The 11,448-nt window shown below is 61.4% G+C and carries 10 protein-coding genes; 8 read left to right on the plus strand and 2 right to left on the minus strand.

Annotated elements, in window-relative coordinates; all coding sequences use genetic code 11:
• Together ACWKV4_RS20090 and ACWKV4_RS20095 are read left to right on the plus strand one after the other, a co-directional pair.
• On the plus strand, positions 1 to 1,806 hold the full coding sequence (locus ACWKV4_RS20090; RefSeq protein WP_483833968.1) for an ATP-binding protein: 1,806 nt from the start codon (positions 1 to 3) through the stop codon (positions 1,804 to 1,806).
• Complete coding sequence (locus ACWKV4_RS20095) at positions 1,803 to 3,200, plus strand: sigma-54-dependent transcriptional regulator (RefSeq protein ID WP_483833960.1); 1,398 nt, start codon at positions 1,803 to 1,805, stop codon at positions 3,198 to 3,200. The genes ACWKV4_RS20090 and ACWKV4_RS20095 overlap by 4 nt, the downstream gene beginning before the upstream one ends.
• A gap of 138 nt (positions 3,201 to 3,338) precedes the next feature.
• Here ACWKV4_RS20095 and cysQ read toward each other — a convergent pair whose 3' ends face one another.
• Both cysQ and nudE read right to left on the minus strand, forming a co-directional pair.
• Positions 3,339 to 4,148, minus strand: a complete 810-nt coding sequence (gene cysQ, locus ACWKV4_RS20100) for a 3'(2'),5'-bisphosphate nucleotidase CysQ (protein ID WP_483833969.1) — start codon at positions 4,146 to 4,148, stop codon at positions 3,339 to 3,341.
• Between the two features lie 32 nt (positions 4,149 to 4,180).
• On the minus strand, positions 4,181 to 4,747 hold the full coding sequence (gene nudE, locus ACWKV4_RS20105) for an ADP compounds hydrolase NudE (protein WP_483833961.1): 567 nt from the start codon (positions 4,745 to 4,747) through the stop codon (positions 4,181 to 4,183).
• A gap of 86 nt (positions 4,748 to 4,833) precedes the next feature.
• On the opposite strand from nudE, the gene yrfG reads away from it, so the two are divergent.
• The 6 genes from yrfG (at position 4,834) to ACWKV4_RS20135 (ending at position 11,275) form a co-directional block, all read left to right on the plus strand.
• Entirely contained in the window at positions 4,834 to 5,523 is a 690-nt protein-coding gene (gene yrfG, locus ACWKV4_RS20110) for a GMP/IMP nucleotidase (RefSeq protein WP_483833962.1), read from the plus strand.
• A complete protein-coding gene (locus tag ACWKV4_RS20115) occupies positions 5,524 to 6,429 on the plus strand; it encodes a LysR family transcriptional regulator (protein WP_483833963.1) in 906 nt (301 codons plus the stop codon).
• A gap of 143 nt (positions 6,430 to 6,572) precedes the next feature.
• Positions 6,573 to 7,367: a formate dehydrogenase accessory sulfurtransferase FdhD gene (gene fdhD, locus ACWKV4_RS20120; protein ID WP_483833964.1), complete on the plus strand. Its 795-nt coding sequence runs from the start codon at positions 6,573 to 6,575 to the stop codon at positions 7,365 to 7,367.
• Positions 7,368 to 7,369: 2 nt separating this feature from the next.
• Complete coding sequence (locus tag ACWKV4_RS20125) at positions 7,370 to 9,712, plus strand: FdhF/YdeP family oxidoreductase (protein WP_483833965.1); 2,343 nt, start codon at positions 7,370 to 7,372, stop codon at positions 9,710 to 9,712.
• A 180-nt stretch (positions 9,713 to 9,892) separates the two neighbouring features.
• Positions 9,893 to 10,354, plus strand: a complete 462-nt coding sequence (locus tag ACWKV4_RS20130; RefSeq protein ID WP_483833966.1) for a glycine zipper 2TM domain-containing protein — start codon at positions 9,893 to 9,895, stop codon at positions 10,352 to 10,354.
• 201 nt (positions 10,355 to 10,555) lie between these two features.
• Entirely contained in the window at positions 10,556 to 11,275 is a 720-nt protein-coding gene (locus tag ACWKV4_RS20135; protein ID WP_483833967.1) for a hypothetical protein, read from the plus strand.
• Positions 11,276 to 11,448 lie beyond the last annotated feature (173 nt).

Below are 11,448 nucleotides of genomic sequence, written 5' to 3' on the forward strand. Positions count from 1 at the left end.
ATGAAATCTGCCTTACCCCGCCGCCCGCGCTGGCGCAACCTTGCGCTGGTGGCGCTCTGCCTTGCGCCGCTGTTGCTGCCTTTGCAGCAGCTGGCCGACCGTTACTACCGTAGCGAGCTGATCAGCCAGAACCGCCAGACCCTGGACCTTTACGTGGCCAACCTGCTTGGCACCTTGCGCCGCTATGAAGCCTTGCCGCCGATCCTGAGCGACCTGCCCGCCTTGCGTCAGCTGTTGGCGACGCCCACCGATGCGCAATTGCAGGCCACCGCCAATGGCCTGCTGAAAACCATTTGCGATCAAACGGGCGCTGAGGTGATGTACCTCATGGACCCTGCAGGCAATACCCTGGCCGCTTCCAATTGGGGCCAGAAAGACAGCTTCGTTGGCCGCAACTTCGCCTTTAGGCCCTACTTCAACGATGCCATCGCCGGGCGCCTTGGGCGGTTCTTCGGTTTAGGCACAACCTCGGCCAAACGCGGCTATTTCTTCGCTGCTGGCGTACGAGACAATGAGGAAACCATAGGCGCGCTTGTTGTGAAGGTAGATCTGGACCATACCGAAACCCTCTGGGGCCGTACGCCTGAGCAACTGGCGGTGACCGACCAGTATGGTGTGGTGATCCTGACGTCCAGGCCCGAATGGCGCTATCAGGCCACGCGGCCACTGACTGAGGTCGAGCGCGCCGCGATCGCCGCCAACCAGCCCTACCCCATGGGTAACCTGGGGACGCTGGAGCTGGACCCCCATACCTGGCTTACCCAAAGCCGCTTCATTGACGAAACCGGTTGGACGGTCAACCTGCTGGCCCCGCGCAGCCTGATTGACCGGCCTGTGCGTACGGTGGTGGCCGTGGGAGGTGCCGTGCTGGTAGCGCTGATGCTACTGCTGGGCCTGATGATGCAGCGGCGGCGCAATTACCTGGACCGCATCGCCTTCGAAGCCCGTGCCCGCCATGATCTCGAAGCGCGCGTCAGCGAACGGACCAGCGCTTTGCAAAAGCTCAACAGCCGGTTGCGCCAAGAGGTACTGGAGCGCGAACAGGCCCAACAGAAGTTGGTACAAGCCCAGGACGAACTGGTCCAGGCCAGCAAACTGTCGGCCTTGGGAACAATGAGCGCCAGTATCAGCCACGAACTGAACCAGCCCCTTGCAGCCATTCGTAGCTATGCCGATAACGCCGGGGTGTTGTTGGACCATCAACGCACGGATGACGCCCGCGGCAACCTCAAGGCGATCAGCGAACTAACCGCGCGCATGGCCTCGATAATCGCCCACTTGCGCGCCTTTGCGCGGCGTGACCGCCATGCCCCTGAAAGCGTGGCGCTGCAACCGGCGCTCGAGGACGCCCTTGCGCTACTGGCCAAACGGCGCCGGGCCATGGCCGTGGAGCTGATCCGCGATCTGCCTGACGCTCCTTTGTGGGTACAGGCGGGTGAAACACGGCTGCGTCAAGTACTGGGAAACCTGTTGGCCAATGCCTTGGACGCGCTGACCGAAAAAGCCAACCCTCGGCGGATTTGGCTGAGCGCGGAAAAAACCCCTGAAGGCGTGAACCTGTACATTCGCGACAACGGCCCGGGCTTTAGCAGCGAAGCCCTGGCCCATGCTCGCGAGCCCTTTTTCACAACCAAAACCCGCACTCAAGGCCTTGGCCTGGGCCTGGCCATTTGTGAGACGCTGATGCGGGCCCTGGGCGGTGAGCTGCTGCTGGCCAATCATCCCCAGGGCGGCGCTTTGCTGACCCTGCGGCTACGGCCCGCTACCCCTGGCGTTAGCCCGCAACCCCACGAGGACCTGGCATGACAACCTCCGACGCGCTAGACACGCGCATCGACGTGGTACTGATCGACGACGATCCGCATTTGCGTCAGGCGCTCAGCCAAACCCTGGACCTGGCCGGCCTTAAGGTACTGGCAATGGAACACGCCGGTGGCCTGCAGGCCCGGATCGGCCGAGACTGGCCTGGAGTTGTGGTGTCGGATATCCGCATGCCTGGCGTTGACGGCCTGGCGTTGCTTCGCCAGTTGCAGGCAGCGGATCCTGAGCTGCCCGTACTGCTGATCACCGGCCACGGCGACGTGCCTCTTGCGGTCGAGGCCATGCGCGCGGGCGCTTATGATTTCTTGGAAAAACCCTTCCCCAGCGAAGCCTTGCTCGATGGCGTACGGCGTGCATTAAGCCACCGCCGCTTGGTGCTGGACAACCGAAGCTTGCGCATGGCTTTGAGCGATCGTGAAGCGCTGGTGGCCCGCCTGGTGGGGCATAGCCCCTCCATGGCCCGGCTGCGCGCACAGATCGGCGCACTGGCCGCGACCCGGGCCGACGTGCTGATTTTGGGTGAAACCGGTGCAGGCAAGGAGGTGGTGGCTCGGGCACTGCATGACCTTTCAGGGCGGCGCAGTGGGCCCTTCGTGGCGATCAACGCCGGAGCCTTGGCAGAGTCTGTGGTGGAAAGCGAGCTGTTTGGGCACGAGCCAGGGGCCTTCACAGGGGCGCAAAAACGCCGGATCGGCAAATTCGAATTCGCCAATGGCGGCACCTTGTTCCTGGACGAAATCGAAAGCATGAGCCTGGACGTTCAGGTAAAACTGCTACGTCTGCTACAAGAGCGAGTGGTGGAGCGTCTAGGGGGCAACCAGCAGATCCCCCTAGACATCCGCGTAATCGCCGCCACCAAGGAAGACCTGCGCCAGGCCGCGGATCAGGGCCGTTTCCGCGCCGACCTGTATTACCGCCTGAATGTGGCGCCGCTGCGGATACCGCCCCTGCGCGAACGCGGCGAGGACATTATCACCTTGTTCGAGCATTACAGTAGCTCGGCCGCCGAACGTCATGGCCTGCCTGCCCAGCCCTTGCAGCCGGGCCAACGGGCTGCCCTCCTGCGTTATGCCTGGCCCGGCAACGTGCGAGAGCTGCAAAACGTTGCAGAGCGCTTTGCCCTGGGGTTGGACCTTGCCCTGGACACCCCCGGTGGGGGCGGGGGGGAGCCAACACTGACAAGCGCGCAGCCTGTCCTTGACGGGCCCTTGAGCGATCAGGTGGAAGCCTTCGAGCGGCAGTTGATCAGCGCCGAAATGGCCCGGGGGCATAGCTCATTGCGCAGCCTGGCCGAGGCTCTGGGCATTCCTCGCAAAACCCTGCACGACAAGCTACGCAAGCATGGGTTGAGCGTAGCCAGTGGCGAAGATGGGGAATAACCGCTTCAGCGGTTTTTGCACTACCGCCTTCCGTAGCCAGCGGAAGCTGGCGAATAGGCGTTTTAATCCCTGTTCTCGCGGCGCCTGCGCTGCCACATTCGCGAGCTTTGCTCGCCCCTATGGGGGCAGGGCATTGACTCAAACTGTCTTGCACAGGGCCAGCAAAGCCTCGCGCCAAGGCGCACCTGTGGGTAGGGCCAGGAAATGAGCGTTCAGCAGGCTTTCTCGGGGCGGGTAGCTGAAAGGCTGACCTTGGGTGTCTAGCACCTCGCCCCCTGCTCCTTCCAACACACCTTGAGCCGCGGCCGTATCCCATTGGGAAGTGGGTGCCAGGCGCGGGTAGCAATCGGCGGCGCCTTCGGCCAGCAGGCAGAATTTAAGCGAACTGCCCACGCTGGTAAGGTGCAGCTCGCCTACCGCTTGGCTGAGGCCCGCCAGCAAACGCTCCTGTTCAGGGCTTGAATGGCGTCGGCTGGCTACCACCGTGAACGGCTCGCCTTCCGGCGGCTGGGCCCTGGCCGTGATGGCTTCTGGCGCCTGATCCGCTCTACAGCGCCACGCGCCCAGCCCCGCGCCACCCCACCAAGCCCGGCCGGTGATAGGCATGGTCACCACCCCGAATACTACCTGCCCCTGGTCTACCAGGGCGATGTTTACGGTGAACTCTTCGCTACCGGAAATAAATTCCTTGGTGCCATCCAGCGGGTCAACCAGCCACCACTGTTGCCAGCTTTGCCGCTGGGCCAGGGGCCGGTCGCAGTCCTCTTCAGACAATACTGGGATGTCCGGCGCCAGGCGCGCAAGGCCTGCCGCTATCACCTGATGCGCCGCCATATCCGCGGCCGTTACCGGAGAGTCATCAGCCTTGGCGGTAACCTCTACCCCTGTGCGCCAGAAGGGCAGGATCGCCTTACCGGCGTCGCGAGCGACGGCTAGGGCACCTTCCATCAGAGGGTGCGGGTAGGTGGTAGGCAGATTGCTCACAAGCTCAATACTCCACGCTGAATCAGCAGGTCCCGGGCTAGGTACAGCGCGGCCAAGGCACGCCCTTCGGTGAAATCAGGATGACTGGCCAGGCTAGCCAGTTCACGCAGGTTTACCCGGTCCACTCGCATAGGCTCTGGCTCGTCGCCCTCCAGCCGCTCTTCGAACAGGTCCGTGGCTAGCACCACCTGGATCTTCTGGCTCATATAGCCTGGCGACAAGGCTAGCTCGGTCAGGTGTTCCAACTGGCGGGCGCCGAACCCAGCTTCTTCTTTAAGCTCCCGGTTCGCCGCGGCCAGCACATCCTCACCCGGCTCGATCAACCCTTTGGGCAGCGACAGCTCATAGGTTTCAGTCCCTCCGCAGTACTCCTCCACCAACACCGCATGCTGGTCATCGAGCATCGCCACGATCATCACTGCCCCGTGCCCTGTGCCATGCCCTACCAGGCGCTCGTAGGTGCGCTCCACGCCATTGGAAAAACGCAACTGCACTTGTTCGACCCGGAAGATACGGCTGCTGGCAACGATCTCACGAGCCAGGACGGTAGGTTTGTGGCGCATAGAGGCGGCTCCTTGGCTTGAACGGGTTACTATACCTTGGCTTGCGCCAACGCCGAGCCTGTTTTCCGCCGCCCGGGAGCTCTCCAATGCCCGCTTTAGCCTGGTCTGACATCGATACCGTTCTGCTCGACATGGACGGTACCTTGCTCGACCTGCATTTTGACAACCACTTCTGGCTGCACCATTTGCCCCAGCGCTATGCCGACCTTCACGGGATCAGCCTGGCCATGGCCAAGATGAAATTGGAACCACTGTTCGAAACCCATGCAGGCCAGCTCAATTGGTACTGCCTGGATTTCTGGAGCCGAGAGTTGAACCTGCCCATCCTCGAACTCAAGCACGAAATCGCTGAATTGATCGCCCTGCGCCCCCATGCCGATACCTTCCTGGCCGCCGTGAAAGCCGCCGGTAAGCGCTTGGCGCTGATCACCAATGCCCACCGGGATTCGTTGTCGCTGAAGCTGGAACGTATTGCCCTGGCGCCCTGGTTTGATCGACTGATTACCTCTCACGACTATGGCCACCCCAAAGAAGCACGGGCGTTCTGGGACGCACTGCAGGCGGACCTGAACTTCGATCCTGCCCGGGCACTGTTCATCGACGATACCTTGCCCATCCTGCGCAGTGCCCGCGCCTATGGCGTTGGGCATTTGCTGGCGGTAAGCAAGCCTGACAGCCGCAAAGGGCTAAAGAACACCGAAGAATTCGACGCGGTGGGCGATTTCCGTGAACTGGTCAAGGGCCTAGCGCCCCGGGCGCTCGAGCAAGGGGCTTGAATGGACATCAAACAGCTTAAGTTCTTAATAGCCCTGGACGAAACCCGCCACTTCGGCCAGGCAGCCGCCCGCTGCCACATCACCCAGCCCACACTATCCATGCGCCTACGCAACCTGGAAAGCGAGCTGGACTTACCCTTGGTCAACCGTGGTCAGCGTTTTGAAGGCTTTACCCCACCGGGGGAACGTATTCTGGCCTGGGCGCGTACAGTACTGGCTGGCTACGAGGGCTTGTTGGCTGAAGCCGCTGCCTGTCGGGGCCACTTGGTGGGTACGCTACGCCTGGGGGTGGTACCGCTTTCAAGTTTCGACCCGGTCCCGCTGTTACGGGGCATGCACCAGGAACACCCGGAGCTGCGCTTCGAACTCAGCTCGCTCAGCTCCGACGAACTGCTCGAACAACTGGCCAGCAACCGCCTGGATCTGGGCGTTTCCTACCTGGACCGCCTGGACCCTTCCCGCTTCGAGTCCTTGGTGCTTAATGAAACCCGTATGGGGCTGCTTCATGATCATCGTCACTACGCGTTCGGCGACACGCCGCTGAGCTGGGCGCGGGTCAGCGAGCTTCCGCTAGGGCTGCTTTCGACCGGCATGCACTTCAGGCAATCCATTGACCATGCATTCCACAGCCAGGGCCTGCATCCGCGCCCTCTGCTGCAAACCGATGCCGTGCACCAGTTACTGCAAGCGGTCCACGGAGGGCTATGCTGCGCCATTATGCCCTTGCATGGCGGCCCTGAGGGCCTGACCGAACACTTGCGCTTACACCCGATCGAAGACACGCAGACCTTGGCCAGCCTGGGTTTGATCATGCGCCGCGCCGCGCCCCGCTCCCCCCTGGCCGAAGCCTGTTTCGCCTACTGCCAAACCATGAGTGAGCTGGAACCGCCCCTGGCAGGCGCATGAACTAACGAGGCGGCGAACAGGTACCTATCCAGAGTACTGAGTAGGGAGCTATCGAGGCCATCTATCAGTGCATCGGAACAAGCGATTAGACGGCCAGTCACACCCGGCATAGGCTCCATAAACCAAATTGCCGGTACCACCGAATGCCCGCCGCGCCCTCTGCCAGCCAAAACTACAGCTACGCTACACTCGATCAAGGTGAGGTGGGGGCTGCTGCATTGGCTGAGGAAGTGGCGCTAGCGGTGGCTTATAACGGTATCAGCCAGGCAGTGATGCTGGTCAGCCCACGGGACTTGGAAGACTTCGTTGTAGGGTTCAGCCTGGCCAGCGGTATCGTGCCCGGGCCTGAAGACATCTACGACATTCAAGTGCGCGGTGTAGGCGCCAGCCGCGAAGCGCAGGTAGAAATTTCCAGCCGAGCGTTCTGGGCCCTCAAGGACCATCGCCGGCAAATGGCAGGCACCAGTGGGTGCGGACTGTGTGGCGTGGAGGCCGTGGACCAGGCATTGCCCCAGTTACCCGTGCTCACCCCAGCGCCACTGCCGCCCACGGCCTGGCTCCAAGGCTTGCGAGATCGCATCAGCGACTTGCAACCCCTTGGGCGACATTCAGGCGCGGTGCATGCGGCGGCTTTTATGAACAAAGACGGTGAATTGCTACTGGCCCGAGAAGACATTGGGCGGCATAACGCCTTGGATAAACTGATCGGTGCCCTGCTTCGCCAGAGCATCGACACCGCGGGAGGGCTGGCGGTGGTTACCAGCCGCTGCAGCCTGGAACTGATCCAGAAAATGCTTCGCGCGGGCATTACCACCTTGGTGAGCTTTTCTGCCCCCACGGGCCTTGCCTGCCAATGGGCCCGCCAACACCATTTGAACCTCATTCACTTGCCGCACCATAGCGCACCGCGGGTGTACAGCCCCGCGTTGGAGAAGTAACCGTGACTAATCATGCGAAAGCCGAAACAGCTCCTGCATCCCCACCTCGCTACAAGCCCTACACCGGCCCAGCTGCTGGCTGGGGTGCCTTGCAAAGCGTTACCAAATTTTGGCTAGGCAGCGGCAACGCGCTAAAGAACATCCGCACGCTGCTTAAGACCAACCAGAACGGCGGCTTTGATTGCCCTGGTTGTGCCTGGGGTGAGTCCCCTGACGATGGCATGGTGAAGTTCTGCGAAAACGGCGCCAAGGCGGTGAACTGGGAAGCGACCAAGCGCCGTGTAGACCCGGCATTTTTCGCCCGGCACAGCGTAACCTCGCTGCTTGAGCAAAGTGATTACTGGCTCGAATACCAAGGCCGCCTGACTGCCCCGATGGTGTACGACAGCGCAAGCGACCGTTACAAGGCCATTGATTGGGACGATGCCTTTGCCCTGATCGCTCGGCACCTCAACGGCCTGGAAAGCCCGGACCAAGCTGAGTTCTATACCTCTGGCCGTGCCAGCAACGAAGCGGCTTACCTGTACCAACTGTTCGTGCGTGCCTTCGGGACCAATAACTTCCCCGACTGCTCCAACATGTGCCACGAGGCCAGTGGTGTAGCCTTGGGCCAAACCATTGGCGTGGGCAAAGGCACTGTGACCTTCGAAGACTTCGAACACGCCGATGCCATCTTCGTATGGGGCCAAAACCCGGGTACGAACCACCCTCGTATGCTCGAACCTCTGCGTGAAGCAGTGGAGCGCGGTGCTCAAGTAGTGTGTGTGAACCCACTGAAAGAGCGTGGCCTGGAACGCTTCCAGCACCCACAGCACCCGCTGGAGATGCTCACCAATGGCGACCGCCCTACCAATACGGCGTTCTTCCGCCCCGCCCTGGGCGGCGACATGGCCATTGCTCGCGGGATGGCCAAGTTCTTGCTGCAATGGGAGCGTGATGCCCAAGCCGCCGGCACCCCGGCAGTGTTCGACCATGAGTTCCTCAATGCCCATACTGCTGCGGTACAGGAATACCTTGCCGCCGTGGACGCCTCCACTTGGGAAGAGATCGTGGCCCAATCTGGCCTGCCTCTGGTAGAAATCGAACGCGCGGCGCGTATGTACGCCAAAGGCACCAAGGTCATCATGTGCTGGGCCATGGGGATCACCCAGCATCGCCATTCGGTGCCGACCATTCAGGAGTTGTCTAATCTGATGCTGCTGCGCGGTAACGTTGGCCGGCCAGGTGCTGGCCTGTGCCCGGTACGCGGCCATAGCAACGTGCAGGGCGACCGCACCATGGGCATCAACGAGCGCCCACCGGTGTTCCTGCTCGACGCCATGGAAAAGCGCTTTGACTTCCAAGTGCCGCGCCAGCAAGGCCATAACACCGTGGAAGCCATCCACGCCATGTCCGAAGGCCGGGCTAAAGTGTTCATTGGCTTGGGTGGCAACTTTGCCCAGGCCACGCCGGACAGCCCGCGTACCGCCGAGGGGCTGCGCCAGTGCGACCTGACCGTACACATCAGCACCAAGCTCAATCGCAGCCACTTGGTACATGGCAAGGAAGCACTGATTCTGCCTTGCCTGGGGCGCACTGACATCGACCGCCAGGCCGAGGGGCCGCAGGCGGTGACAGTGGAGGATTCGTTCTCCATGGTGCATGCGTCTTTTGGCCAGTTGCAGCCGCTTTCGCCAATGATGCGTTCAGAACCAGCGATTATTGCCGGTATCGCCAACGCCACCCTGGGTCCGCGCCCTGTGGATTGGCAGTGGCTGGTGGCTGACTACAGCCGCATCCGTGACCTGATTGCCGATACCATCCCTGGCTTTACGGACTTCAATACCAAGCTGGAGCACCCAGGTGGCTTCTACCTGGGCAATACCGCGGGTGCGCGCCGCTGGAACACTGCCAGTGGCCGCGCTAACTTCAAGGCCAATGCGCTGCCATTGGACTTGCTGCATGACAAGGTGCATGCCACTGGGCGCACGCCAGACCTGATCCTGCAAACTCTGCGCTCCCACGACCAGTACAACACCACCATCTACAGCCTGGATGACCGCTACCGCGGTGTGAGGGGCCAGCGTGAAGTGGTGTTCGCCAATGAAGCCGATATCATCCGCCTGGGTTATCAACCGGGGCAAAAGGTAGACGTAATTTCGGTATGGGATGATGGCCGCGAGCGTCGGGTGAGTGGTTTCACCTTGCTGCCGTTCGATATTCCAGCCGGCCAGGCAGCGGCCTACTACCCTGAAACCAACCCACTGGTACCCCTGGAAAGCGTGGGGGATGGTAGCCATACGCCAACCTCCAAATTCGTCGCGATTCGCTTCGAACGTGCGCAGGAAAGCGCCCGGATCATTTGATCACGGCGTATTGAGAGGAGCGGGTCCAAGCAAGTAGGACCCGCTTTTCGAAATCCGGTTCCTGACTGAAACAGGGCTTTATGGGTTTTGTGACTCAATCGTGTGCTTGATCGCGAAAGGGTTGAAAGTGCGTGGCCTAGGCGTCAGGCTCGCGCCCATCATCAGCCTGAGATTTACTTCATGAAGCTTGCCTCGGTAATCGCACTGTCCTTTAGCCTGCTCAGTGGCGCCGCCTTCGCGGCTGGCACCACTGAAGCGGGCATGGGCGGGGCTTTGGGTGGGGTTCTTGGCGCGGTGGTTGGCCAGCAGCTAGGTGGCAACGCTGGGTCGACCATTGGCGCAGGTGTTGGCGGCGCGGCAGGTAGCGCGGTAGGCGCAGATCGACGCAGCCGTGGCCAAGCAGCTATCGGCGGTGGGCTAGGCGCGGCGGGTGGCAACGTGATTGGCCGTGGTGTCGGTGGCAGCACCGGCGGCTTGCTCGGTGCTGCTGCGGGTGGCGCTGCTGGCGGCGCATTAGGCAACTATATGGGTGCGGACGACGAGCGCAGCCGCGGCGGTAAATACCGTGGTCACGCAGACCGCCGTTGGGATCATGACCGTGGTCGCCATGTGGGCCATCGCAATCATCGGCATCACCGCTAAGCACTAACGCCCTATAAAGGCAGGGCCGGCAGGAATGTTGGCCTTTGCTTCTGGTCCGTCGGATCCCTTCCGACAAAAGGTTTATCTTCCCCCCTGTTCATTTTCTGAAGTCGCGTTTAATCTGCCGCGCAATTGAGAGCATTACGCCATCATTCTGCGTGTGCATCGCGATAGGGTGCTGGTACGCCCAGGAACAGCCCCATGACCCCAGTCAACGATAACGGCGTGCATTTTCAGCGCCTAGACCCTACTCAAATCGACGTAGTGCTAGGTAGCGCCCGCCCACGCGCTATTGCCCGGCCCCAGCGTGATAGCCGATTCGGCCTTTGGATAGTGTTGCTGGTCATTGCCGTTGCGGCCTATTGGGGCTTTTCTAGCCGAGAAGATCGCCAACCGCTTGTGCCAGTGCCACTTGCGACTGAGGCCAGTGAGCCCGCGCCTGTCACCCTGGTCCAAGCTGCTGTCGCCTCACAGGTGGTAAACCAAGTCGTCATCATCAACGCGCCCACCAAGCCAGCCCGCTTACAAGCTCAGGCTGCTCCAGAGCCGATGCCTGCCGCCAGCGCACCTCAAGGTATGGTATCGGCGCAGTACTTGGCGCAATTCAAGGCCGGCAGCGGGCGAACCAGTACAGCGTCAGCACACCCCGGCCAGATTGCCACCGTTACCATTCGCGAATGGGACGGCCCGAATCGATACGTTGCCAAGTGGCGGATCGAAGACAATGTGATTGACCAAGGTTCAGTGTGCTTCAACTTCCCGAGCGACAGCATCGAGCATCGGGAATGCCGCCGTGCCGCGCAGCAGTACTTCCGTACTCAGTGCAAAGACTGGACTCGCCGCACCGAAAAATCCCGCGATAAAGAAACCCGCGAGGCTCGCGGGCAGCTCTGCGAGGTGGCGCAGGTGTTTGTGCCTTGAGCGCATCACCTCTCAGCACTTGCAGTCCCCCCAAACAAAACCCCCGCGCTAGGCGGCAATGCTGTTCACTTAAGGATTTTTGACTAATCCTTGGGCAGCAGGAAAATCCGGAATCTGATTATAGATTCCGGATTTTTTTATGTCTGTCGCTCAGGATTTAGGCGCTGTTCTGG

This window comes from Pseudomonas artemisiae (assembly GCF_057128685.1).